This window comes from Streptomyces sp. NPDC008238, from assembly GCF_042956445.1.
Classification (GTDB): domain Bacteria; phylum Actinomycetota; class Actinomycetes; order Streptomycetales; family Streptomycetaceae; genus Actinacidiphila.
Genome location: NZ_JBIBGK010000011.1, coordinates 209,840 through 234,218, shown reverse-complemented (window position 1 = coordinate 234,218; position 24,379 = coordinate 209,840). Strand labels below are relative to the sequence as shown.

Annotated in this window: 22 protein-coding genes and 2 pseudogenes; 12 read left to right on the top strand and 12 right to left on the bottom strand. The window is 70.8% G+C overall.

What is annotated here, in order from left to right; translation table 11 throughout:
- Positions 1-30: 30 nt before the first annotated feature.
- The 7 genes and pseudogenes from ACFZAU_RS23635 to ACFZAU_RS23605 all read right to left on the bottom strand — a co-directional run.
- Positions 31-344, bottom strand: a pseudogene (locus ACFZAU_RS23635) (SpdD-like protein).
- Positions 345-355: 11 nt separating this feature from the next.
- Positions 356-511: a hypothetical protein gene (locus ACFZAU_RS23630; protein ID WP_500553808.1), complete on the bottom strand. Its 156-nt coding sequence runs from the start codon at positions 509-511 to the stop codon at positions 356-358.
- Between the two features lie 10 nt (positions 512-521).
- Positions 522-713 (bottom strand): mobile element transfer protein, encoded by a 192-nt coding sequence (locus ACFZAU_RS23625; protein WP_378354633.1) that lies wholly within the window; start codon positions 711-713, stop codon positions 522-524.
- Positions 714-718: 5 nt separating this feature from the next.
- Positions 719-898 (bottom strand): hypothetical protein, encoded by a 180-nt coding sequence (locus ACFZAU_RS23620; protein WP_329187338.1) that lies wholly within the window; start codon positions 896-898, stop codon positions 719-721.
- A 15-nt stretch (positions 899-913) separates the two neighbouring features.
- Entirely contained in the window at positions 914-1,624 is a 711-nt protein-coding gene (locus ACFZAU_RS23615) for a DUF2637 domain-containing protein (RefSeq protein WP_500553807.1), read from the bottom strand.
- Positions 1,625-1,709: 85 nt separating this feature from the next.
- Positions 1,710-3,074 carry an FtsK/SpoIIIE domain-containing protein gene (locus ACFZAU_RS23610; protein WP_500553827.1) on the bottom strand — a complete coding sequence of 455 codons (1,365 nt, stop codon included), beginning with the start codon at positions 3,072-3,074 and terminating at the stop codon, positions 1,710-1,712.
- Positions 3,075-3,128: 54 nt separating this feature from the next.
- Positions 3,129-3,434: pseudogene (locus tag ACFZAU_RS23605) on the bottom strand (SCO3933 family regulatory protein); the annotation flags it as partial.
- A gap of 148 nt (positions 3,435-3,582) precedes the next feature.
- Between ACFZAU_RS23605 and ACFZAU_RS23600 the strand changes: the two are divergent.
- The 3 genes from ACFZAU_RS23600 (at position 3,583) to ACFZAU_RS23590 (ending at position 5,908) form a co-directional block, all read left to right on the top strand.
- Complete coding sequence (locus ACFZAU_RS23600) at positions 3,583-3,951, top strand: winged helix-turn-helix domain-containing protein (RefSeq protein WP_391578484.1); 369 nt, start codon at positions 3,583-3,585, stop codon at positions 3,949-3,951.
- 234 nt (positions 3,952-4,185) lie between these two features.
- Positions 4,186-5,400 carry a helix-turn-helix domain-containing protein gene (locus tag ACFZAU_RS23595; RefSeq protein ID WP_329187331.1) on the top strand — a complete coding sequence of 405 codons (1,215 nt, stop codon included), beginning with the start codon at positions 4,186-4,188 and terminating at the stop codon, positions 5,398-5,400.
- Between the two features lie 19 nt (positions 5,401-5,419).
- Positions 5,420-5,908, top strand: coding sequence for an NUDIX domain-containing protein (locus ACFZAU_RS23590; protein ID WP_500553806.1), 489 nt, complete (start codon positions 5,420-5,422; stop codon positions 5,906-5,908).
- A 701-nt stretch (positions 5,909-6,609) separates the two neighbouring features.
- Here the strand turns inward: ACFZAU_RS23590 and ACFZAU_RS23585 are convergent.
- On the bottom strand, positions 6,610-7,983 hold the full coding sequence (locus ACFZAU_RS23585; RefSeq protein WP_500553805.1) for an ice-binding family protein: 1,374 nt from the start codon (positions 7,981-7,983) through the stop codon (positions 6,610-6,612).
- 1,108 nt (positions 7,984-9,091) lie between these two features.
- On the opposite strand from ACFZAU_RS23585, the gene mtrA reads away from it, so the two are divergent.
- From mtrA to ACFZAU_RS23555, 6 genes are all read left to right on the top strand, one after another.
- Positions 9,092-9,781, top strand: coding sequence for a two-component system response regulator MtrA (gene mtrA, locus ACFZAU_RS23580; protein ID WP_078620260.1), 690 nt, complete (start codon positions 9,092-9,094; stop codon positions 9,779-9,781).
- Positions 9,782-9,809: 28 nt separating this feature from the next.
- A complete protein-coding gene (gene mtrB, locus ACFZAU_RS23575; RefSeq protein WP_500553826.1) occupies positions 9,810-11,768 on the top strand; it encodes an MtrAB system histidine kinase MtrB in 1,959 nt (652 codons plus the stop codon).
- A complete protein-coding gene (locus ACFZAU_RS23570; RefSeq protein WP_500553804.1) occupies positions 11,768-13,600 on the top strand; it encodes an LpqB family beta-propeller domain-containing protein in 1,833 nt (610 codons plus the stop codon). Before mtrB ends, ACFZAU_RS23570 begins: the two co-directional genes overlap by 1 nt.
- A 170-nt stretch (positions 13,601-13,770) precedes the next feature.
- On the top strand, positions 13,771-14,595 hold the full coding sequence (locus ACFZAU_RS23565; protein WP_500553803.1) for a ComF family protein: 825 nt from the start codon (positions 13,771-13,773) through the stop codon (positions 14,593-14,595).
- Positions 14,596-15,143: 548 nt separating this feature from the next.
- A complete protein-coding gene (hpf, locus tag ACFZAU_RS23560; RefSeq protein ID WP_500553802.1) occupies positions 15,144-15,827 on the top strand; it encodes a ribosome hibernation-promoting factor, HPF/YfiA family in 684 nt (227 codons plus the stop codon).
- Positions 15,828-16,006: 179 nt separating this feature from the next.
- Positions 16,007-16,759, top strand: coding sequence for a response regulator (locus ACFZAU_RS23555; protein WP_500553801.1), 753 nt, complete (start codon positions 16,007-16,009; stop codon positions 16,757-16,759).
- A 47-nt stretch (positions 16,760-16,806) separates the two neighbouring features.
- On the opposite strand, the gene ACFZAU_RS23550 is transcribed toward ACFZAU_RS23555, so the two are convergent.
- Positions 16,807-17,976, bottom strand: a complete 1,170-nt coding sequence (locus tag ACFZAU_RS23550; RefSeq protein WP_500553800.1) for a winged helix-turn-helix domain-containing protein — start codon at positions 17,974-17,976, stop codon at positions 16,807-16,809.
- 106 nt (positions 17,977-18,082) lie between these two features.
- Positions 18,083-18,670, bottom strand: a complete 588-nt coding sequence (locus ACFZAU_RS23545) for a GNAT family N-acetyltransferase (RefSeq protein WP_500553799.1) — start codon at positions 18,668-18,670, stop codon at positions 18,083-18,085.
- Between the two features lie 207 nt (positions 18,671-18,877).
- On the opposite strand from ACFZAU_RS23545, the gene secA reads away from it, so the two are divergent.
- On the top strand, positions 18,878-21,670 hold the full coding sequence (gene secA, locus ACFZAU_RS23540) for a preprotein translocase subunit SecA (protein WP_500553798.1): 2,793 nt from the start codon (positions 18,878-18,880) through the stop codon (positions 21,668-21,670).
- Positions 21,671-21,746: 76 nt separating this feature from the next.
- On the opposite strand, the gene ACFZAU_RS23535 is transcribed toward secA, so the two are convergent.
- Positions 21,747-22,184 carry an Rv3235 family protein gene (locus ACFZAU_RS23535; RefSeq protein ID WP_500553797.1) on the bottom strand — a complete coding sequence of 146 codons (438 nt, stop codon included), beginning with the start codon at positions 22,182-22,184 and terminating at the stop codon, positions 21,747-21,749.
- Between the two features lie 156 nt (positions 22,185-22,340).
- Here ACFZAU_RS23535 and ACFZAU_RS23530 point away from each other — a divergent pair, with 156 nt between their 5' ends.
- Together ACFZAU_RS23530 and ACFZAU_RS23525 are read left to right on the top strand one after the other, a co-directional pair.
- Entirely contained in the window at positions 22,341-22,847 is a 507-nt protein-coding gene (locus ACFZAU_RS23530) for a DUF6912 family protein (RefSeq protein ID WP_499609679.1), read from the top strand.
- A gap of 81 nt (positions 22,848-22,928) precedes the next feature.
- Positions 22,929-23,585, top strand: a complete 657-nt coding sequence (locus tag ACFZAU_RS23525) for an HAD family hydrolase (RefSeq protein WP_500553796.1) — start codon at positions 22,929-22,931, stop codon at positions 23,583-23,585.
- 162 nt (positions 23,586-23,747) lie between these two features.
- Here ACFZAU_RS23525 and ACFZAU_RS23520 read toward each other — a convergent pair whose 3' ends face one another.
- Positions 23,748-24,314 (bottom strand): DJ-1/PfpI family protein, encoded by a 567-nt coding sequence (locus ACFZAU_RS23520; RefSeq protein WP_089228808.1) that lies wholly within the window; start codon positions 24,312-24,314, stop codon positions 23,748-23,750.
- Positions 24,315-24,379 lie beyond the last annotated feature (65 nt).

Sequence of the window (24,379 nt, the reverse complement as noted above, 5' to 3'; positions counted from 1 at the left end):
CTTGGCGGTTGAGACCGCCCCGGGGGCCGGTCAGCGGTGCTTGTGCTGGCCGTTGAGCATCGAGCGCAGGACAACAGCGCAGACAGCCAGCGAGGCGGCGGTGACGGCGACCGCGAGCAGCAGTGACACCAGGACGGCGCCGACGACCAGGACCACGGCCGTGCCGCCGCCGACGAGCGCGACCAGAGCGCCCGGGGTGAGCTGCACCACGGGCCGGGACGACACCGGAACCGAGGGACGGGCGCGGGTGCCGGGGTGTGCTGCACGACGGCGGTGGGCTCGACGGGCAGCGGCATCACGGTCCCGGTCGGGGTGGGGTTGGTGGGGATCTTCGGCCGGAGCATGAGCGGTCTCCCTACTTGATGACGGTGTTGATGACGGGGGCGAGGAGGCTGTCGGCGATGAGGTAGCCGCCCAGGAGCAGCACCAGGACGAGCCAGAGCGGTGGGCGGATGAGTTTGCAGCCGAGGTAGCCGACGACGATCAGGGCGAACCAGAGTGGGACGTCCACGGTCTGCCTCCTATCGGGCCGTGCAGCGGTGGGTGCGGGCGGCCAGTTGGGCGGCGGAGGAGCTGGAGTAGTCGGCGGACCAGCCGCAGCGGTCGTTGGTGCACACCGCGGCGTGCTTGGTCTGGCCGTGCCGGTCGCGGTGGGTGCCGATCTGGACGGGGCCGATCCGCATCACGGAGTGGAAGAAGTCGCGAGCGGGCATCGTGGTCAGTCCTCCTGTCCGGTGAAGTCGCCGGCGTGGTCGGTGAGCCACTGCCGGATCTCGGGGTGTTCGTCGTCGGTGGCCTGGTTGATCGCGTCCTCGCCCAGGCGCATGGCGTCCACCAGGCGGTTGTTCCGGGTGAGTTCGGCGGACCGTTCCAGGGCGGCGCGGATGTGCGGACGCATTGGGTTTCCTCCTGTTCAGTTGATTTGAGCGGCGATGGCGTCGGCCAGCTGGGCGGGGACGCCGAGCCGGACGCGCAGGGTGTCGGTGTCGATCGCAGTCCCGGTGCGGGCCTGGTGGTCGTCGGCGACCTTCCGGGCGTGGGCCACCAGCGCGGCCGGGACCGCGGGAAGGACCGACGCCGGGGCGGACGGTGAGGCGGGCAGGGCCGGAGCAGGCTCGACTGCCTCCACCACGTCCGGCGTGGGCTCCGACGCAGGAGCGCGTTCGACGCTGGCGGTCTCGGAAGACTCCGGAGCCGGAGCCGGAGCCGGAGCCGGAGCCGGAGCCGGAGCCGGAGTCGGAGCCGGTGTTTGGTGGCCGGGGGCGTGGACGAGGAGTGTGCCGCCGAGGAAGGCCAGGGCGGGCCATCCGGCCACGAGGATGCTCAGCCAGTCGGGTACGTGGTCCAGGTCGAGGAGTCCGGCGGTGGCGATGTTCGCCCCGAGGGAGGCGGACAGGGCCACCGCGAACCACAGCCACGCGGCGCGGACCGGCGCTCCGTCGGTGCGGAGCATGCGGAGCCGTCGCCAGGCAGCAACCAGGAGCAGGTCGACGCTGATCGGATAGGCCCACGCCTTCCAGCCACTCTGTCCGGCAGCGGCAGCGAGGTCGTGCAGGTGGGCGAAGGACAGGGCACCGGCGATCATGGCCTGGACCAGGACGGCGTCCACACGGAGCTTAGGCATCGTCGGTCTCCTTCCTGCTTCGGGCATGGGAGGGGTAGGGACCTTGACGCGAGGCGGTCACGCCGGCCGTTGGGGCGGAGTGGGATCAGGCCGCGGCGGGCGCGGTCTTCGCTGCGACTTCGGGCGCAGCGACCGGGGCGAGCGGGAGCACCAGGGTGGGCCAATAGGAGGCGAGTTCGGGCACGTCGGGGGTGCGGTCGGCGTGCCGGTTGCAGGCGTTGACGGCCTGGCGGAGCGTGGTGTGGGGGGTGCGGATGCGGGCCCATCCGCCGGTGGAGTCGCCGGTCACGGCGATGCCGGGGGCGTCCGGGGAGATTTGGATGGCGGCGAGGACGGCGTCGGGGGCGATGTCGCCGAAGGCCATGTTCGCGCTGGGTTCGTCGTTGACGCGGTGGGCGGTGCGGCCGGTGAGCTGGGCGCGGAGCATGGTGATGCCCTTGCCGAGTTCGGAGCCGAAGCGCTGGCCGCAGATTTCCAGGTAGATGCCGGCGGCGCGGCCGAGCTGAGCCAAGCGGGCGAGTGCGGTGATGATGCGGTCGCGGCGCTTTTCTTCGTCCTTGGCGGTGAACAGGGCGAGTTCGGCGACCTCGTCGACCAGGACCACGATCGGGATGGGGCGCAGGTGGTCGGGCAGGTCCCAGATGTCGGCGGCGATCTCCGCGTCCGGGACGTCGGCGGTGATGCGCTGCTCGGTGCGGATGAGCTGGTAGACGGCCTCCATGCGGTCGATGAGGGCGTCGAGGAGGTCGGCGGCGGTGTCGGGGTTGTCGGCCAGCGCGGAGAACCGGCGGGCCAACGGGAACAGCTCCACACCCTGCTTGCAGTCGATACCGACCAGGGCAACGTCCTGCGCGGCCAGTTCGGCGACCAGGTTGCGCTGGTACACCGACTTCCCGGACTTCGTCGCTCCGAGGGTCAGGGCGTGCGGGACGGTGCGGTAGTCGCGGTAGTGCACGGCGCCGTCCTCGCGCAGGGCGACCGGGACCCGCATCGGGGTGCGGTCGATCTTCGCGGGCATCTGCACCCGCTTGAGGACGTCGTATCCGGTCATCCGCAGCTCCACCACACCCGAGCGCAGCTCGCGCGAGGTCACCCCGTACATGCCGAAGGAGTGCCGCAGCCGGTCGCACGAGGCGGAGACGTCGAAGGCGTCCTGACCCGGGCGCAGACCTAACCGCACTACCAAGCCCGTACGAGTAGGACGCAGGCGCAGGATGCGCGGAGCCCGAGAGGCGGGGGCTGGGCGGTTGGTGGCCCGCGCGATGGCCATGCGCCAGCGGGACGGCGGCACGGTCAGCCCGCACGCCTCCATCACCGACCCGTAGCGAACCAGAACCCGTAAGGCGGCGAGGGTGACGCCGAAGGTCAGCCAGTACCAGGCGGGGCGCCGCCACCGCAGAACCAGAGCGATGACGGCGACCAGCAGCAGCGCGACCGTGAAGCGGGTCATGCTCACGCCGCCTTCGGGGTTCGCGGTGCCGGCGGCGAGCGAGGTGACCGCGACCGCGCGGAAGCTGATGCCGTGGCGGCGCTGGCCGTTGAACTCGTTCTCCCACGGCCGGGCGACCAGGCCGGTGATCGCGACCGGGGTGCCCATCACCAGCTCACCGGAGATGCCCGGCTCCGGGACGGACACCGACAGGATCTCGACCTCGCCGTTCGCCGCGAACATCACGTCCACGGTCATCATCGTCGCGCCGGTCTCGGCATCGGTGGCGATCTCACCCGTACGGCGGTCGCGGACCTTGGGCTGGGGCGGCTGCGCGACCATCACGGAGGCGGCGGAGGTGTCAACAGGGATCTGACGCATCAGTGTGCGCTTTTTCTCTAAGGACTTGAAGTACTTAGTGCGTTGAGCTGATTCGAGGGTGCACGTGTACTACTTGGTGTGTCAAGTGGCTGTCGACGGCCGTCCGCGCAATGTGCTGCACTAGGTACAACAAGCACTGAGAGGGGCCATGGCCGACTTCACCGGACGGGCGGCGTATCTGCAGATCGCCGACGAGTTCAAGCAGAAGATCCATGACGGGGAGCTGACCCCCGGAGACAAGCTGCCGTCAGAGTCCGAGCTGATGACCCTTCACAACGTCTCACGCACAGTCGCCCGGCAGGCGATCTCCAGGCTTCGCGAGGACGGCTACGCGATCTCTCACCAGGGCAAGGGCAGTTTTGCCGCCATGCCCGGCAAGAGCGCGGCCACGAAGAGGAGCCCGGAGTTCGAGCAGATCACCGAGCACCTGTCGGAAGTCCGCCGGGACCTTCGTCGTCTGGCCGATCGGATGGACCAGCTCGAAGACCTCGTCCGGCGGCAGACGCCAAAGCGGTGACCACGCCATCGGCGCGACGCACCAACTCCGACAGCTCTTCTCCAAGTGCCGCAACTTCATTGATCAGTTCCATCCGTTCAGACGGGGTCAGTGCCACCTCGGCCCCCTCGCTGCACCGTCGACCTGACAACACCTTGGGTTGTCGGCAACGCTAGAACTGGACTGATGCAGGACCCCGGAAAATCTCTCCGGGGTCGCGCCGGGAGACGGGGGGACGCTCTTCCCATGCGAGGAATGACGACGAACCTGACGATCGGCGAACGAGTCGCGTGGTACCGCCGCAGGCGCGGCATGTCCCAGGACGTCTTGGCCGGACTCGTCGGCCGCACGGTCGACTGGCTCAGCAAGGCCGAGAACAACCGGCTGGAGCTGGACAGACTGTCGGTCATCAAGGCACTGGCCGACGCCCTAGACGTAAGCCTCGGTGACCTGCTCGCCGAACCGACATTGCTGGAGTGGACGGCGGACAGCGGCTCACGCACGGTGCCCGCTCTGCGGTCCGCGCTGATGAACTACCGCCAGCTCACACCGATGTTGGGAGTACCCACCGAGGGCGAACCAACCCCGCTCGACGAGCTACGCGGCAACGTCGCGGAAGTCTGGGACGCCTACCAGGACTCCCGCTATGGATTCGCCACCCGCCGGCTGCCCCTCCTCCTGGCCGACGTGCTCATCGCATCCCAGGCGTACGAGGGCCGGGAACACGAGCAGGCACACGAGCTCATGGCGATGACCTACCAGGGTGCCGCAATGGTGCTGACCAAGCTCGGGGAGACCGACCTCGCATGGATCGCGGCGGACCGCGGCTTGGCGGCCGCCCAACAGTCCGGGAATCCTGTCGTGACGGGATCACTGTTCCGCTCTGTCGCTCACTGCCTGCTCTCCAACGGCCGGTTCGACGCTTCCGTGCAGTTGGTCAGTGACGCGGCGGACTACCTCCGCCCGGGCCTGAATGACGCCAGCCCCGAGTTCCTGTCCATCTACGGGACGCTGTTCCTCGCAGGCTCGATGGCCGCCGCCCGTGCGGAGGACCGAGCCACAACGCGGACCTTCCTCGCTGAGGCCGACCAGGTCGCACAGCGACTGGGACGCGATGCCAACCACGTATGGACCGCCTTCGGCCCCACCAACGTTGCCATCCACCGCGTGGCCACCGCAGCCGAGCTGGGCGACATTCAGGTCGCCATCAACCTTGGTCCGCAGATCGACACCAGCGCACTGCCGACCGAACGCCGCACGCGGCACAACCTCGAAGTGGCCCGAGCGCTCAGCGCACACAACCGCACGGATGACGCGCTCACGAAGATCCTCGAAGCCGAAAGCTGGGCACCCGAGCAGGTGCGCAGTCACTACCTCGCACGAGAGCTGGTCCTGACATGGGTCCGCAACCAGCGCAGCCGAGCCAGCCACACCCTGGCCGGCCTGGCCAACCGGCTGCACGTCATATGAGCTAGGTACGCTCACCTGCATGGCAGCAAACGCACACGAAGCAAAGATGGCGCATCCGCGCATGGCCGCGGGTGCGCTCTTCTTTGATGCCGGCGGCCGCGTGCTGATGGTCGAGCCGACCTACAAGAGCTACTGGGAGATCCCGGGCGGATACGTCGAGACCGGCGAATCCCCCCTGCACGCTGCCATCCGCGAGGTCCGTGAAGAGCTGGGGATCACTCCGCCCGTGGGGCGCCTCCTGGCCGTGGACTGGGCGCCCAGTGACGCCGAGGGTGACAAGGTGCTGTACATCTTCGACGGAGGCGAACTCGCCCCGGAGTACCTGGCGGAGATCAGCTTGCAACCCGATGAGCTCAAGGGCTTCGCCTTTGTCACGCTGCCTGAGGTCCCCGAGCGCACCATCCCGAGACTGGCTCGCCGGATCCTCGCCGCAACGGAAGCTAGAAGCGGATCTGCACCGGTCTACCTAGAACACGGGCAGAAGCCTGACGGCTCCCGCATGAGTTAACGATCATGAAGTGATGGCAGTGCGGTAAGACTTTCTCTACTTCATCAAGGCACCCGGCGTCGCTCACGCTCCGCCGGGCGCGCGGCCGGCGTCCGGCCGCGTCCACGCTCCAGTCTCCGCCCCGCTCGGCACGGCCATCCGCCGCCGCACGCCCACATAGGTAGGCCAGGGCATGAGGTCAGAACTGCGGTGGCTAGGGCGGCCGGCGCTCCGAGACTTTAAGGTCTGGCCCTTGGCGCGAGCCTCGAAGATCGAGGCCCAAATCGGGCTACTGCGGGCAGGCAAGGAGCCAGCCCGATTCGCGGCCAGCGTACGGGCCCCGATCTCTCACCCCAAGGGCCAGACCTCAAACTCTCTCCGCCCCATCCGCGCGGGCGCGTCCGAAAGCAGGCGTCGCAGGTTCGAATCCCCCCTGGCGCATATGGGAAAGGGCCCCGGACCGACAAGGTCCAGGGCCCTTTGACGAGCCAGCGCAGACGAAGCCCCTAAGGTTCCGATCATGGTGACTGCGACTGTCCGCCGCTTGCTCGCCAGGAGGTCCCTACGAATCCCCGGAGAGATTCCGGTGAGTCAGGTCGCTTGCGGGGTGTGGCGATCCCGCCCCGTACCCGAGGTCGACTGACCGGGGTACGGGGCGGTCCCGCCTGCGATGGACTCATGGCGTCGAGCGTCAAGCTGCGCGCCGGATGAGGACTGATCGCTCAGTCGCAGGACGCTTCCCGAGGCTGGAGCGGCGCGCGCCACTCCCAGTTGCAATCCCAGTCCTCGTCATCCTTGTCGTGGATGCCGTGATGGTCCGGAATGCAGGGGCCACAGGAGTCATCATCGTCGTCCCGGTGGTCGCCGTGGTCCGGGTAATCGCCGTGGTCCGGGTAATCACCGTGATGCGGGTAGTCGCCGTGGTGCGGGTATCCGGGCCCGGCAGGTCCGGCAGGTCCGGGAGGCCCGGCGGGTCCAGGAGGTCCAGCGGGCCCAGGGGCGCCGGGGGCGCCGGGCAGGCCAGGGGCACCGGAAGGACCGGGAGCGCCAGGGGCGCCGGGGGCGCCGGGCAGGCCAGGGGCACCGGAAGGACCGGGAGCGCCAGGGGCGCCGGGGGCGCCAGGCAGGCCAGGGGCACCGGAGGCACCGGGAGCACCAGGGGCGCCGGGCAGGCCAGGGGCACCGGGGGCGCCAGGAGCGCCAGGAGCGCCGGGAGCGCCGGGAGCGCCGGGAGCGCCGGGAGCGCCGGGGGCGCCGGGGGCGCCGGGAGAGCCGGACGGTCCGGGGGGACCGGACGGTCCAGGAGGACCGGACGGACCGGGAGGACCGGGCGGGCCAACCGCGCAGGCCGCCCGCGTGACGACATTGCTGTCCAGCGTGACCGCGCCATTACGCGCGAGGAGCCGGCCCTCTACATTCGCGTTGGTTTGCGCTGTGATCGAGGTCAGGGCCAGGATGTTGCCCTTGAAGACGGAAGCGGACCCGAGGGTGGCGGAGCTCCCCACCTTCCAGAACACGTTGCAGGCATTCGCCCCGCGGATGAGGGTGATCTGGCTGGCCGAACTTGTGATCAGGGTCGAGTCCGTCTGGAAGATGAAGACGGCGTTGGGGTCGTTCTGACCGTCGAGAACGAGGGCGCCTTGGCCGGCGGTGATTTCGAATGTCCCGTTCGTGTAGACGCCTGGTGCCAGCGTCAGTCCGCCGAGCTCGACACCTGGGTTGGCCCCAGGCCCTCGGCTGGCCGCGTCGTTGTACGCGGTGGTCAGGTCCGCCTGGGCCGGGGCGGCGGCTGCGCCGGTGCGAATGGTTCCGTTGACGATTCCCGGCGGAAAGCCCACCACCGCGAGGCCCGGGCTGACGCCCAGGTCGCCGTTGATGACGCTCGGGCCCGTGTTGGTGACCGTCGAACCGCCCAACACCGCGTAGCTCGTAGCCGTCCCCAGCCCCACGGGGGCTTCCGCCGCGTGCGCGGCGTTGGCGAACAGGCTGGCAGCCGTCAGCCATGCCAGTGCAGGAATCGCGATGAGGGTCGCCTTGAGCCGACCGTGTCTCCGCCACCGGCCTATATGGGAGGGCGGAGTTTCAGCCAATGCCATAGCACAAGACCTTTCTTGTCGCCTTGAGCTCAATACCCCAGCAAGGGGCGTCGATTTCCGAAGTGAGCTTGGACAAGGGCCGCAACTCTCGTTTGATGTAGAGACTTCGAAGGCTCAACCCCCAAGGGGACGCCAGGGCTCTTTCCCGCCGAGGCTGCAAACGCGTCCACCACTCACGGGGCAGAACCTAGTAAAGAACACACATGGTGCGCATAGACATAAGAAGCCAAAAGGGGCATGGCTACTCGCCAGTTCATTCCGCTGGCGGTGTCCGATGGCACATGCCAACACGGTCTGGTTGAGTGTCCGGCCTTGGAAACGGCACCAGCGGTCGAGAGGGCTAGGCTCGAAGGTTCGTGCGAGCTCGCTCACGTATCCATGGCGCCTGCGAGTCTTCCGCCGTACCTGCGGGTGCAGAGCAGCGCCACAGATGCCAAGATCAGGTCGATGCGAGTCGCGTCGCCATCGGCCAAGAGTTGCTGCTCTGCTGTGCGTGGCGGCGCCTGCACAAGCACACCGAAACTGAGTGAATCCGCGCCTCGGGGATCGACCGGCCACGTTCGGCCTCCGCGGCACGCCTACGGTAAGGACCCCTTCGCAGTGCCACCCGCCTCGGGTGGCGCCTTGTGGCCCTTGGCAAGCAGGGGATGGCGGCAACAGAGCCGTATACGTGGGACTTTGGCGGTAGTAGGAGACGCTGCGCCTGGCGGAGAGCGGAGCCGGTTCCTGGCCGCCGCAAACGTCGTCGACCTGAGAGCTCCGTTCACCACTTTGCTCTGAAACCCTCACGGAGCCGGGTTCCGCCGCTGAGAGACGGAGGCCGTTTCTCGCACCTTGCTAGCCACCGCGTGGCATCCCGCTCAGCGCGTATGGGATCGAAGCATCCGAAAAGGACCTTCCGCAGGGGGAGAAGGCCCTATGACCCATCGCGCAGCCGGGCATGTGCCTGGCAGGGTGTTCACTGTCCGGAACCAGGTGTCCCGGGTCGACATCTGTGCCTGACATCGACGGCTCCGAACATCCCAGGTCAACGACGGATGCCAGTGGACGGAGATCACGGGGGAGTGACGACGAACACCATGGTCAAAGCTATCGATGCGAAAATGGGATGATGGTCGCTATGAAGGGACGCGTCCTGGTCGTCGACGACGACACCGCACTGGCAGAGATGCTCGGCATCGTGCTGCGCGGAGAAGGTTTTGAGCCGTCGTTCGTGGCCGACGGTGACAAGGCCCTCGCCGCCTTCCGAGAGACCAAGCCCGATCTGGTCCTCCTCGACCTCATGCTCCCCGGACGGGACGGCATCGACGTATGCCGTCAGATCCGGGCCGAGTCCGGGGTCCCCATCGTCATGCTCACGGCGAAGAGCGACACGGTCGACGTCGTCGTGGGCCTGGAGTCCGGCGCCGACGACTACGTCATCAAGCCGTTCAAGCCCAAGGAGCTCGTCGCCCGCGTGCGGGCCCGGCTGCGCAGGGCCGAGGAGCCCACCCCCGAGCAGCTCACCATCGGTGACCTCGTCATCGACGTGGCGGGCCACTCGGTCAAGCGGGACGGCCAGCCCATCGCGCTGACCCCCCTCGAGTTCGACCTGCTGGTCGCGCTCGCCCGCAAGCCCTGGCAGGTCTTCACCCGCGAGGTGCTGCTCGAACAGGTCTGGGGCTACCGGCACGCCGCCGACACCCGCCTGGTCAACGTCCACGTCCAGCGGCTGCGCTCCAAGGTCGAACGCGACCCCGAGCGCCCCGAGATCGTGGTGACCGTCCGCGGCGTCGGCTACAAGGCCGGACCCGGCTGAGGTGGCCACCGCGTACGAGCGTGAGCGGATGGAGAGCCGGCACGCGGTCCCCCTGACGGGTCTGCTGCCGGTGCTCCGCTCGTTCGTGCGCTGGGCCCGGCGGCCCCTGCAGCCCGCCGTACGGCTCTGGCGCCGCAACATCCAGCTGCGCGTGGTCGCCACCACCCTGCTGATGTCCCTCGGTGTCGTCCTGCTCCTCGGTGTCGTCGTCATCGGGCAGGTCAAGAACGGACTGCTCGACGCCAAGCGGCAGACCGCCCAGAGCCAGGCCGTCGGCGGCTTCGCCGTCGCCAAGGAGAATGCCCGCAACGTCACCGGCAACGGCGACACCGACGCCGGTGCCGACGGGCACAGCCAGACCGACACCGCCACCTGGCTCAACAACCTCGTCGAGAACCTCGCCAGCAGCGGCCAGGGCGTCTACTCCGTCGTCGCCCTCAGCTCCGCCCAGGAGCAGCCCACCAGCGTCGGCGTCGACAGCCCCGGCACCCACGCGCCCCGCGGCTCCGGCGGCGTCCGGCCCGAGGAGAGCGTCCCCGCGGACCTGCGCAAGGCACTCGACGAGGAATCCGACGTCTTCGAGCGCTACACCTCGATGAAGAGCGACAGCGTCCCCGACGGAGAGCCCGCCCTCATCGTCGGCCAGCGCCTCAGCGATCCCAACGGCAAGCCCTTCCAGCTGTACTACCTCTTCCCCTTCGACCAGGAGGAGAAGACCCTCGGCCTGGTCAAGGGCACCCTGGCCACCGCCGGGATCTTCGTCGTCGTCCTGCTCGGCGCCATCGCCTGGCTCGTCGTCCGTCAGGTCGTCACCCCCGTCCGCATGGCCGCCCGGATCTCCGAGCGCCTCGCCGCCGGACACCTCCAGGAACGCATGAAGGTCACCGGCGAGGACGACATCGCCCGCCTCGGCGAGTCCTTCAACAAGATGGCCCACACCCTCCAGGTCAAGATCCAGCAGCTGGAGGACCTGTCGCGGATGCAGCGCCGCTTCGTCTCGGACGTCTCCCACGAGCTGCGCACCCCGCTGACCACCGTCCGCATGGCCGCCGACGTCATCCACGAGGCCCGCGAGGACTTCGACCCCGCGACGTCCCGCTCCGCCGAACTGCTGCAGAACCAGCTCGACCGCTTCGAGTCGATGCTCTCCGACCTGCTGGAGATCAGTCGCTTCGACGCGGGCGCCGCCGCCCTCGAAGCCGAGCCCATCGACCTGCGCGACGTCGTACGCCGCGTCGTCGACGGCGCCGAGCCGATAGCGGAACGCAAGGGCAGCCGCATCGTCGTCCACGGCGACGAACAGCCCGTCACCGTCGAAGCCGACGCACGCCGCGTCGAACGCGTCCTGCGGAACCTCGTCGTCAACGCCGTCGAACACGGCGAGGGCCACGACGTCCACGTCCGCCTGGCCTCCGCAGGAGGCGCCGTTGCCGTCGCCGTACGCGACTACGGCGTCGGCCTGAAGCCCGGCGAGGCCACCCGCGTCTTCAACCGCTTCTGGCGCGCCGACCCCGCCCGCGCCCGCACCACCGGTGGCACCGGCCTCGGACTGTCCATCGCCCTGGAGGACGCACGCCTCCACGGCGGCTGGCTCCAGGCCTGGGGCGAGCCCGGCGGCGGCTCCCAGTTCCGGCTGACCCTGCCCCGTACCGGCGCCGACAGCCTGCGCGGATCACCGATCGCCCTCGAACCCGAGGACTCCCGCCGCAACCGCGACCTCGCCACCGCGCTCTCCCACCGCGGCATGCCCGCGGGCGCCACCGCGCTCGACGCCGTCACGCCCCCGGCCCCCGCACACCACGGCTTCCCGGCGCCGCGCTTCGCCGCGCCCGCCATCCCCTCCATGCCGTTCACGCCGCCGCGGCCCCCCGCCGCAGACCCCGCCGCCCTGCCCGGCAACGGCGCACGGGTCGTCGGGCACCGCGCGGGCGGCGGCACGGTCACCCACCCCACGACAGAGGACGAAGCGCGGGAGGACGACGACTGATGCGCGCGAAGGGGGGCGGCCTCCGCAGGCCGGCCGTTGCAGGCCTGCTCCTGAGCGGACTCGTGCTGCTCACGGGCTGCGCCTCCATGCCCAGCGGCGGCGAGGTGCACAAGGTCGGCGGTGAGAAGCACGCCGACACCGACCCCCAGGTCCGGGTCTTCGGCGTCAAACCGCAGGGCGGCGAGACCCCCAGCGAGATCGTCAGCGGCTTCCTCGAGGCCACCACCAGCGACGAGGCCGACTACGACACCGCCAAGCTCTACATGACCGAGGACCAGGGCAAGCGCTGGAAACCCGGATCGGGGATCACCGTCCTCTCCGGTGCGCTCTCCCAGCTGCAGGAGCCGGGCACGACGGCCGACGGCAAGGACGGCGACAGCACCCAGATCACCCTCACCGGCGCCAAGGTCGCCACCGTCGACGACCGGCACGCGTACCACGCCGAGAACGGCACCTTCAGCAGCGGCATACGCCTCACCAAAGAGGACGGCGAATGGCGCATCGCCGGCGTCGCCGACGGCCTGGTGCTGAGCGAGGCCGACTTCCAGCGCTTCTACCGCTCCGTCGACACCTTCTACTTCGCCGCCCCCGGGCCGGGCGCCAAGGATGCGGCCGCCAGCCGGGACGCCCTCGTCGCCGACCCGATCTACCTGCGCAAGCGCATCAACGCGCTGAGCAACGCCGTCAACGCCCTGCTCGCCGGGCCCACCGACTGGCTGGAGCCCGTCGTCGTCTCGGCGTTCCCCACCGGGATCCGCGCCGAGGAGGTCGAACTCGACGACTCCCAGCGCGTGACGGTCAAGCTCAAGGGATCCCCCGGCGGCGACGGCACACGCTGCGAACGGATGGCCGCCCAGCTGATCCAGACCATCCAGGGCATGTCGTCCACGCCCGTGCCCTCCGTCGCACTCCAGGCACCCTCCGGCCGCACCCTGTGCACGCTGCAGCGTGACGAGGCCCGCCGCGCCTACGCGCCCGACAAGCTCGTCGGGGAGAGCAAGGAGCAGTACTACATCGACGCGGAGCACCACCTCGTCAGCTTCGACAGCACCGACGAGACCCCGCTGCCCGGCGAGGTCGAGGGACCGCTCGGCTCCGGGACGTTCAAGGTCGGCTCCGCCGCCGTACGGCGCGACGAGCAGTACGCCGCCGCCCTCAGCGAGGACGACGCGAGCCTCTACGTGACCGGCCTCAGCGCGGACGCCCAGCTCGGCCCCGTCGTCCTGCGCAGCCAGGCCACCGACCCGAAGAACCGGCTGACGACCCCCAGCTGGGACGGTTACGGCGACCTGTGGATCGCCGACCGCGACCCCGCGAATCCGCACCTGTACATGCTGCCGGACGGCGCCGGCGACCCCGTGCCCGTCGACATGCCGGAGCTCGGCGACGGGCGCATCGAGGCGCTGCGGGTCGCGGCCGACGGCGTGCGCATCGCCCTGCTGGTGCGCGCCGGCGACCACACCACGCTGCAACTCGGGCGGATCGAGCGCACCGGTACCGCCGGCGACCAGAAGATCACGGTGGCCGGGCTGCGCAGCGTCGCACCGCAGCTCGAGGACGTCATAGCGGCCTCCTGGGCCGGGTTCAGCCGGCTGGTCGTCGTGGGACGCGAGGCCGGGGGAGTGCCGCAGATCCAGTACGTGGACGCCGACGGCTCGGGAACGTCCTCGTCGAGCCTGCCGGGCATCAGCGGCGTGGTGTCGGTGGCCGCCTCGGAGCGCCAGGACCAGCCGCTGCTCGCGGAGCTCGACGGCGGCGTCTTCCGGCTGCCGCCCGACTCGAACTGGAAGGAAGTCGCGGGCAAGGGCGGCTCGCCCGTCTACCCGGGCTGACCGGCGGTCCCGGGCACGGGGTTCCTGCGCCGCGAGCGGAGCGCGGGGCGCCGGGCGCCGGGCCTGGGGTCGTGAGGCCGTGGGGCCTTGAGGTGGAGGGCGCGGCGGAAGTTATCCACAGGCTGGGGACGGGGCTGGTGGTCGTCGCGGACTCCCGGCATCGTTGAGTCATGCGCGGAGCACGGGGAAGGCGGGGCCTGCGGTGCGGCCGCGCGGTGCGGTCATGGTGGCGGGAGATCGCGGGGCTGCTGCTGCCGGCCGAGTGCGCGGGGTGCGGGGCGCCGCGGACCGTGCTGTGCGAGGAGTGCGGCGCCGCGCTGCACGAGCCGGGGGCGCGGGAGGTCCGGCCGGACGCACCGCCGCCCGGGCTGCCCGCCGTGTGGGCGTCGACCGTCTACGCCGACCAGCCGCGCGCGGTGCTGCTGGCGCACAAGGAGCGCGGCGCCCTGGGCCTGGCGCGCCCGCTGGGCGAGGCGCTGGCGGGGGCGGTCTACGCAGCGGTGCGGGGAGGGGGAGGGGGAGGGGCCCCCGAGACGCGGCACCGGCAGGACATCCTCCCCGTCCCCCCGCTCTTCCCCCCGGCCCTCGCTCTCCCCCCGGTTCTCCTCGTCCCCGTCCCCTCCTCCCGCCGGGCGGTCGCCGCCCGCGGCCACGACGCGACCCGCCGCCTCGCCCTCGCCGCCGCCGCGGACCTGAGGCGGGACGGGCTGTCCGTCCGGGTGGCGGCGGTGCTGCGGCAGCGCCGGGCGGTGGCCGACCAGTCGGGCCTCGGCGCCCGGGCCAGGCCCGCGAACCTCGCCGGCGCCCTGACCGCCGTACGCGGGGCGGGCCGCCTCCTGCGGACCGCGCCGGTGGTGCTGGTGGACGACCTGATGACCACCGGCGCCTCGCTCGCCGCCGCGGCCCGCGCGGTCGAGGACGCCGGAGGGCAGGTCATGGCCGCGGCGGTGGTCGGCGGACCGGCGCCGCTGCGCCACACCGCGGGCCGGCGGTAGCGCCCGGCACCCCCACGGCGGCCCGGCACCCGGCGACGGACGCGGTCCGAACCGCGGCCGGAAAGCCGGCCCGAACGGCGCCCGAACCGCGGCCGGCAAGGCGGCCCGCACCACGCCGGACCACGGCCCGGACAGCGCGGGAGGACAGGCCCGCCGGGCGGCCGAACGGGCGGTCGAAAGGCAAGCGGAATCCGAAGGTCAGGGCCGATCTCGCAGGTGGCACAACGGTCATTTCACCCGAAGGGAGGTATAGCGCATCTGGGGGTGCCGACCCCGGGTCCGCGGGTCTATGTTCGGTGGTGAGGGGCGGCGGTGCCCATGGTGGGCCGCCGTTTCACGGACCGCGAGACGGGGTTCACCCACGGTTCAGTGGGTGAATATCTGTCTCGCGGGGGAGGAGGAGGTGAGAGTCGCGGCTTCGCCGCCCGGAAGCCTCCGAGCGCGCGGAGCGGCAACGAACGTCGACGCCGGGCGGGACCTGGTGCCCGCCGGCCTCAGCGCAAGGGATCGCCCCGTGAGACCGAGGCGATCCGGGAACGGAGTTCTGCGTGGACATCGTCGTCAAGGGCCGTAAGACCGAGGTGCCCGAGCGGTTCCGGAAGCACGTGAACGAGAAGCTGGAGAAGATCCAGAAGCTCGACGGCAAGGTGATGAGCCTCGAGGTCGAGGTGTCCAAGGAACCGAACCCCCGGCAGGCAGACCGTTCCGACCGGGTGGAGATCACGCTGCGCACCCGTGGCCCGGTGATCCGGGCCGAGGCCGCCGCGACCGACCCCTATGCGGCGCTTGACGTCGCCGCGAACAAGCTCGAGGCGCGGCTGCGCAAGGCGGCCGACAAGCGCCGGGTGCATCGCGGCGGCAGTCGGACGCCGATGAGCGTGGCGGAGGCGACGGCCGGACTGGCCACGACCGAACTGAACGGCACCCCGACCGCCGGGGAGACGTCCACGGGCGTGCCCACCACCAAGATCGGCGGTCGTCTCGAGGTCCAGGGTGAAGGACCCCTGGTGGTTCGCGAGAAGACGCACGCGGCAGCACCGATGACGCTCGACCAGGCACTCTACGAGATGGAACTGATCGGGCACGACTTCTACCTGTTCATCGACTCCGACACGGAACAAGCGAGTGTCGTCTACCGGCGGCACGGCTACGACTACGGCGTCATCCACCTCAAGGCGGACCCGTCCGTCGAGGACGCGCCGGCCGGCGCGGGCGGAGCGCTCCGCCGGTGAACTAGGGGTCAGGGGTCAGGGGCGGCGCTCCCGGGCGGGAAAACGACCATTGCCTGGGGGCGTCGTCGTGCCCGGGCGTGAAATCATGGCCCGGCAGCCAATGGACGGGCCGCAGCGCCCGGTTGGCCCGGCAGGGACAGTGCGACTACCGCGGGCGCCGGCCCGAGGGAGGGGAACCGATGGCGGACAGCTTCGAGCCCGCGCCAGCCGGTGGCGCGGAGCCCGTGACGGGTGCCGCGAGGGACACGGGCGTCGCCGGCGCGCCGCGCAAGGAGCCGATCAGGGTGCTCGTGGTGGACGACCACGCCCTGTTCCGCAGGGGTCTGGAGATCGTGCTCGCGCAGGAGGAGGACATCCAGGTCGTCGGCGAGGCGGGGGACGGCGCGGAGGCGACGGAAAAGGCCGCGGACCTGCTGCCGGACATCGTGCTGATGGACGTGCGGATGCCGCGGCGGGGCGGTATCGAGGCGTGCACCTCCATCAAGGAGGTGGCTCCCAGTGCGAAGATCATCATGCTGACGATGAGCGACGAGGAGGCGGACCTCTACGAGGCCATCAAGGCCGGGGCGACCGGCTACCTCCTCAAGGAGATCTCCACGGACGAGGTGGCCACGGCGATCCGCGCGGTGGCGGACGGCCAGTCGCAGATCAGCCCGTCGATGGCGTCGAAGCTGCTCACCGAGTTCAAGTCGATGATCCAGCGCACGGACGAGCGCCGGCTGGTGCCCGCGCCCCGGTTGACGGACCGTGAGCTGGAGGTGCTGAAGCTGGTGGCCACGGGCATGAACAACCGGGACATCGCCAAGGAGCTCTTCATCAGCGAGAACACGGTGAAGAACCACGTGCGGAACATCCTGGAGAAGCTGCAGCTGCACTCGCGGATGGAAGCGGTGGTGTACGCGATGCGGGAGAAGATCCTCGAGATCCGTTGAGCCGGGACCGGCCCGTCCGCCGGTCAGTCGGTCAGCCCGTCAGTCGGTCAAGGGGTGGCGAGGGCTTCGGTCAGGGCCACGGCGAGCTTGGGGTCGTCGAGCCGTTCGACGCGGACCTCCTCGCAGCCGACCCATGTGGCGGCCTCGCGCAGTGCCTGCGCCATGGGTTCGACGGCGCGCGCGGAGTCCAGTGAGACCTGACGGGCGATCAGGGTGCTTCCCTCGCGGGCCGGGTCGGCGCGGCCGACGAGCCGGCCGCCGGCCAGCAGCGGCATCGCGAAGTAGCCGTGTATGCGCTGGGGCTTGGGGACGTACGCCTCGAGGCGGTGGGTGAAGCCGAAGACGCGCTCGGTGCGGGGCCGGTCCCAGATCAGGGAGTCGAAGGGGGAGAGCAGGGTGGTGCGGTGCCGGCCGCCGCGGGAGGCCTCGGCCAGGGCGGTGGGGTCGGCCCAGGCGGGCTTGCCGCCCCAGCCCTCGACCTGGACGGGGACGAGCCCGGTGTCGGCGACGACCGAGTCGACCTGCTCGCCCTTGAGCCGGTGGTAGTCGGCGAGGTCGGCCCGGGTGGCGACGCCCAGTGCGGCGCCGGCCTGGGCGACCAGGCGGCGCAGGCATTCCGCGTCGTCGATGTCGTCGTGGAGGAGGTCGTCGGGGACGGCCCGCTCGGCGAGGTCGTAGACGCGCTTCCAGCCGCGCCGCTGGGTGCAGACGACGTCGCCGGTGTCGAGGAGCCACTCCACCGCGATCTTCGTCTCGGACCAGTCCCACCAGGGGCCGCCGTTCTTGGCGCCGCCGAGTTCGGTGGAGGTCAGCGGGCCGTCGGTCTTGAGCCGGTCCAGGACGGCGGCGGTGGAGCGGTCGGCGTCCTGCAGCACGTGCCAGCGGTGGCCGCGGGCCCGCCGGGCGCGGCGGCGGAAGGCGAAGTGCGGCCATTCCTCGATGGGGAGGATGCAGGCGGCGTGCGACCAGTACTCGAAGGCGTGGTTCTCCGTCCAGTACGCGGCCTCGACGGCGGCGCGGCCGACGGCGCCGAGGCGGGCGTAGGGGATGAGCTCGTGGGAGCGGGCGAGCACGGAGATGGTGTCGAGCTGCACCGCGCCCAGCCGCCGCAGGACGCCGCGGACGCCGCCGCGGCGGTCGGGCGCGCCGAGGAAGCCCTGGGCGCGCAGGGCGGTGCGGCGGGCGTCGTCGGCGGAGAGGGCCACGGGCGTCGTCATGGGCCCACCCTAGAAGCCGCCACTGACATTCCGGTCCGTGCCGGGTCCGCGGCCCCCGCCCGCCGGGGGCCCGGGGGGTTCGCGGCCGGGCCGGCCGCCGCGGTCATCAGCCCTGGTGCGGGAGGTAGGCCGCGCCGCCGCCCAGGCCGAGGTCGGAGGGGAGCAGGGAGCCGATCCAGGCGTCGCGGCGGGTGCCCTGGTGGACGATCTTGGCGCGCATGGTGCCCTCCATCCGGAAGCCGGCCTTGACGGCGACGGCGCGGGAGCCGGCGTTGCCCGCCTCGGCGAACCACTCCAGGCGCTCCACGCCGAGGTCGTCGAAGGCCCAGCGGGCGACCGCGCGGGCGGCCTCGGAGGTGAGGCCGCGGCCGCGCTGTTCCTTGGCGGTCCAGTAGCCGAGTTCGGCCTGCCGTTCCGCGGTGTTCAGCTGGGCCAGCCGCACCAGCCCCATGGCGCCCACCAGGCGTCCCTCGTCGCGCGTGGTGACGGCGAAGTTGTAGACGGTGTCGTCGCGCCAGCCGTCGGGGCAGGTCCGGGTGACGAATTCCTGCGCGTGTCCGTGGGTGTACGGGGACGGCACGGGAGTCCAGCGGGGGATCTCCGGGTCCTGGCAGGCGAGGCGGACGGCCTCGGCGTCGTCCGGTCCGAAGGGGCGCAGGACGAGGCGCTCGGTGGTGAGGCTTATCGGCTCCATGGGTCGGAGTATCCCCGAGCGGGGGGTGCGTTCTCGACCGGAAAGGACCGGATCGGGCGCGGGATCGGCAGGGAGAACCGCCCGGCTTGGCGACGGACCTCCCGGCCCGCTGGTGTCCTCGCTTACGATGGCCGTTGCAGCGGGGTGTGACCTGCTGTGCCAGCGCGAGAAACCGTGCCAGGCCCGACCGGCAAGGAGCCAGCCTACGTGTCCGTCCTCAACAAGATCCTGCGTGCAGGCGAAGGCAAGATCCTGCGCAAGCTGCACCGCATCGCGGACCAGGTCAATTCCATTGAAGAGGACTTCGTCAATCTGACGGACGCCGAGCTGCGGGCGCTCACGGACGAGTACAAGGAGCGCTACGCCGACGGCGAGAGCCTGGACGACCTGCTCCCCGAGGCGTTCGCCACCGTCCGCGAGGCAGCCAAGCGCGTCCTGGGTCAGCGGCACTACGACGTCCAGATCATGGGTGGTGCGGCACTGCACCTCGGTTATGTCGCCGAGATGCGCACCGGCGAGGGCAAGACCCTGGTCGGTACGCTGCCGACCTATCTGAACGCGCTGTCCGGCAAGGGCGTGCACCTGATCACCACCAACGACTACCTCGCCGAGCGCGACTCGGAGTGGATGGGCCGGGTGCACCGCTTCCTGGGCCTGGACGTCGGTTGCATCCTCGCGAACATGACCCCGGCGCAGCGCCGCGAGCAGTACGCCTGCGACATCACCTACGGCACCAACAACGAGTTCGGCTTCGACTACCTGCGCGACAACATGGCGTGGTCGAAGGACGAACTGGTGCAGCGCGGCCACAACTTCGCGGTTGTGGACGAGGTGGACTCGATCCTCATCGACGAGGCCCGCACCCCGCTGATCATCTCGGGCCCCGCGGACCAGGCCACGAAGTGGTACTCGGACTTCGCCCGCCTGGTGACCCGCCTGAAGGCGGGCGAGGCCGGCAGCATGGGCAAGGCCGAGACCGGTGACTACGACTTCGACGAGAAGAAGCGCACCGTCGCCATCCACGAGGCCGGCGTGTCCAAGGTCGAGGACTGGCTGGGCATCGACAACCTCTACGAGTCGGTGAACACCCCGCTGGTGGGCTACCTGAACAACGCCATCAAGGCCAAGGAGCTCTACAAGAAGGACAAGGACTACGTCGTCATGGACGGCGAAGTCATGATCGTCGACGAGCACACCGGCCGTATCCTGGCCGGCCGCCGCTACAACGAGGGCATGCACCAGGCGATCGAGGCGAAGGAGGGGGTGGACATCAAGGACGAGAACCAGACGCTCGCCACGATCACCCTGCAGAACTTCTTCCGCCTGTACTCCAAGCTCTCGGGCATGACCGGTACGGCGATGACCGAGGCCGCGGAGTTCCACCAGATCTACAAGCTCGGCGTGGTCCCGATCCCGACCAACCGCAACGTGCAGCGCAAGGACCGGGCGGACCTGATCTACCGCACCGAGGAGGCGAAGTTCGCGGCGGTCGTCGAGGACATCGTCGAGAAGCACGAGAAGGGCCAGCCGGTCCTGGTCGGCACGACCTCGGTGGAGAAGTCCGAGTACCTGTCGCAGCAGCTGAACAAGCGCGGTGTGCCGCACGAGGTGCTGAACGCCAAGCAGCACGAGCGTGAGGCGTCGATCGTCGCGCAGGCGGGCCGCAAGGGCGCCGTGACGGTGGCCACGAACATGGCCGGCCGCGGTACGGACATCAAGCTGGGCGGCAACCCGGACGACCTGGCCGAGGCGGAGCTGCGGCAGCGTGGTCTGGACCCGGTGGAGCACGTCGAGGAGTGGGCGGCGGCCCTGCCGAGCGCGCTGGAGCGCGCGGAGGCGGCGGTCAAGGCCGAGTTCGAGGAGGTCAAGGAGCTCGGCGGGCTGTACGTGCTGGGCACCGAGCGTCACGAGTCGCGGCGCATCGACAACCAGCTGCGCGGCCGCAGCGGCCGTCAGGGCGACCCGGGCGAGTCCCGCTTCTACCTCTCCCTCGGTGACGACCTGATGCGTCTGTTCAAGGCGCAGATGGTGGAGCGCGTGATGGCGATGGCCAACGTGCCCGACGACGTGCCGATCGAGAACAAGATGGTGACGCGCGCGATCGCCTCCGCGCAGTCGCAGGTCGAGCAGCAGAACTTCGAGATCCGCAAGAACGTCCTGAAGTACGACGAGGTGCTCAACCGGCAGCGCGAGGTCATCTACGGCGAGCGCCGCCGCGTCCTGGAGGGCGAGGACCTGCACGAGCAGGTGCGGCACTTCATGGACGACACGATCGACGACTACATCGCGATCGAGACGGCCGAGGGCTTCGCCGAGGACTGGGACCTGGACCGGCTGTGGGGCGCGTTCAAGCAGCTCTACCCGGTCACGGTGACGGTGGAGGACCTGGAGGACGCCGCGGGCGACCGCGCGGGGATCACCGCGGACTTCATCGCGGAGCTGGCCAAGGACGACATCCACGAGCAGTACGACAGCCGTGAGCAGCAGCTCGGCTCGGAGATCATGCGCGAGCTGGAGCGGCGCGTGGTGCTGTCGGTGCTGGACCGCAAGTGGCGTGAGCACCTGTACGAGATGGACTACCTGCAGGAGGGCATCGGCCTGCGGGCGATGGCGCAGCGCGACCCGCTGGTGGAGTACCAGCGCGAGGGCTACGACATGTTCAAGGCCATGATGGACGGCATCAAGGAGGAGTCCGTCGGCTACCTGTTCAACCTGGAGGTACAGGTCGAGCAGCAGGTCGAGGAGGTGCCGGTGGACTCCGGCGCCCCGCAGGACGCCGCTCCGACGCTGGTCAAGCAGGACGCCCGTCCGGAGATCCGGGCCAAGGGCCTGGAGGCGCCGAAGCGGGCCGACCGGCTGCACTTCTCCGCTCCCACGGTGGACGGCGAGGGCGGTGTCGTCGAGGGCGACTTCGAGAGCGACGCGGGCTCGGAGTCGGACGGTCTGACGCGGGCGGAGCGCCGCCGCGCCGCCAAGGGCGGCCGGCGCCGCAAGAAGTAGCGGACGTGTTGACCGGGGCCGGACTCCTGACGGGGTCCGGCCCCGGCGCGTGTCCGGGACCCCTTCCGGGGCGCGGTCAGTGCGCCTCGACGGCGGCGCAGCGCCATCCGGCGCCGCTGCCCGTACGGACGGCGCCCTCGCGCCCGGGGACGGGGACGGGGCCGGGGACAGGGGCCTCGCGGTCCGTGCGCTCCAGCCGGAAGGCGAGGGCCCGTACGACGTGCGGGGTGAGCAGGACGACGGCGCTGACCTCGACGGCCGTGCCGTCCGGCACCGGCGAGACGCGCGGCGGCTTGAGCAGTCGCGGCAGGTGGCCGCGGGAGACGTAGCGCCAGTCGGCGCGGGCTCCGGCCAGGTCCCAGAGCCGGTCGTAGGCCTCGGGCTGCATCCGTCCGGCGAGGCTCGTGATGGGCCGCCGTCCGGTGAGGACCTCCAGCAGCCGCCCGGCGAACCAGACGTGCGGCGGCAGGGCGGTGACGTGCCGTGTGGACGCGATGGACGCGGTCGTGGGCATGGGCGTGAGGACAGGCATGGTGTGGACCCCCGTGGTCTACCGGCTGGTAACCGGGTTCTACGGGGACGGGTGCCGTGGCGGGAAGCGGGGCCCGCGATGTCCGCGAGGCGGTGCGGGATTCACCTATCAGGGGTGGTGCGCCCGTATGCTGACGCCATGCGCGTCTACATCCCCACGACCCTCCCAGGCCTGGCCGAGGCGCACAAGGCGGGTGAGCTGGGCCCCGGCCCGCTGGACGCCTTCGCCGTGACCCCGAGCCTGCGCGAGTGGTACGTCTCCGACGACATCGAGGAACTGGAGTACGCCGCGCTGACCCGCGCCGCCCAGGCCTCACTGCGCCAGCTCGCCGCCACGCCGGACGCCCCCAGGCGGCGCGTGGTGGTCGCGGTGGACGTCGCCGACGGCGCCGTCGCCTTCGACCCCGACCGCGGCCTGGACCCCTCCGCGCTGGGCGCGGTGCGCCTGGCCGCACCGGTGCCGATGACGCGGGCGGCCGCCGTGCACGCCGACGCCGACGAGGCCGAGCAGGACGTCACGGCGGCCGCCGACGCCCTCGGCGCGGCCGACGCGGGCGACGACGACGCGCGTTTCACCGTCGACGGCGCGGAGGACCACGAGCTGCTCTGGTACGCCACCCAGGAGATCCCCTCGCTCATCGCGTGAGGTGACCGCGCGAACACGCCGCGATTGTATTTGACCTGGGCACTTGCCTTGAGGACATGGGGTCTGGGTACGGTTTCGGGTGTGAACGCGCATCTCGTGTGGGACTGGAACGGCACGCTGCTCCATGACATCGACGCGGTGATCGAGGCGACCAACGCCTCCTTCGCCGAGATCGGGCTCCCGCGGATCACCCTGCAGCGCTACCGCGAGCTGTACTGCGTGCCGGTCCCGCTGTTCTACGAACGGCTCATGGGCCGCCTGCCCACCGACGAGGAGTGGGAGGTGATGGACGACATCTTCCACCGCCACTACTGGACCCTCGCCGGTACGTGCGGTCTCGCCGAGGGGGCGGCGGAGATCCTGGCGCGGCGCCGCTACGAGGGGCTGACGCAGTCGCTGTGCTCCCTGGCGCCCCACGATCGGCTGATACCGATCCTGCGCACGCACGGCATCGAGAACCACTTCCTGCGGGTGGACGGCCGCACCGAGGGCAGCCACAGCGGCAAGTCCGAGCAGATGGCGCGGCACGTCGCCGCGATGGAGGGCATAGCGGCGGACCGCATGGTGGTCATCGGCGACGCCGTCGACGACGCCGTCGCCGCCCGTCACGTCGGGGCCATGGCGGTGCTCTACACCGGGGGCTCGCACAGCCGGGCCAGCCTGGAGACCGCGGGGGTGCCGGTGGTCGACACCCTGGAGGAGGCCGTGGAGGCGGCCGAGGCCCTCATCGCCGCCTGAACCCGGCCGCCTGAACCCGGCCGCCCGAACCCGGCCGCCCGAACCCGGCCGCCCGAACCCGGGCCGCCTGAGCCCGGCCGTCCCCCGACGACCCCGCCCGCCGCGAGCACGCCCGCGCCGCCCGGGCCCCCGCCGGGCCCCGGGCGGCGGTGCGGCGGGCCGTCAGGTCACCGGCGCCTTGGAGCGCAGCACCGTGAGGAACTCGCGCATCCACGCCGGGTGGTCCGGCCAGGCCCGGGCGGAGACCACGACGCCGTCGACGACGGCCTCGGAGTCCTGAAAGCTCGCGCCGGCCGCCTCCATGTCCATCTCCAGCGCCGGGTAGGCCGTGACGCGGCGCCCGCTGAGGGCGCCCACGGCGGCCGTGAGCAGGGGCCCGTGGCAGATCTGCGCGACGGGCTTGTCGGCGTCGAAGAACGCCTTGAGGACCTTGCGCAGCTCCGGGTCGTTGCGCAGGTACTCGGGGGCGCGCCCGCCCGGGATGACCACGGCCGCGTACTCGCCGGGTTCGACGTCCGCGAAGGACAGGTCGGCCTGCCAGGTGTAGCCGGGCTTCTCGGTGTAGGTGTCGAAGCCCTCCTCGAAGTCGTGGACGACGAACCTGAGCTTCTTGCGGCTGGGCGCCGCGATGTGCACCTCGTACCCCTCTTCGAGGAGCCGTTGGTAGGGGTACATGACTTCCAGCGATTCCGCCGCGTCGCCGGTCACGATGAGGATCTTGGTGGCCATGGCTGGGTGTCCCGCCTCTCGCCGTCTGCTGTCCGCCTGCTGTCCGTCCGCTGCGTACTGCCGCC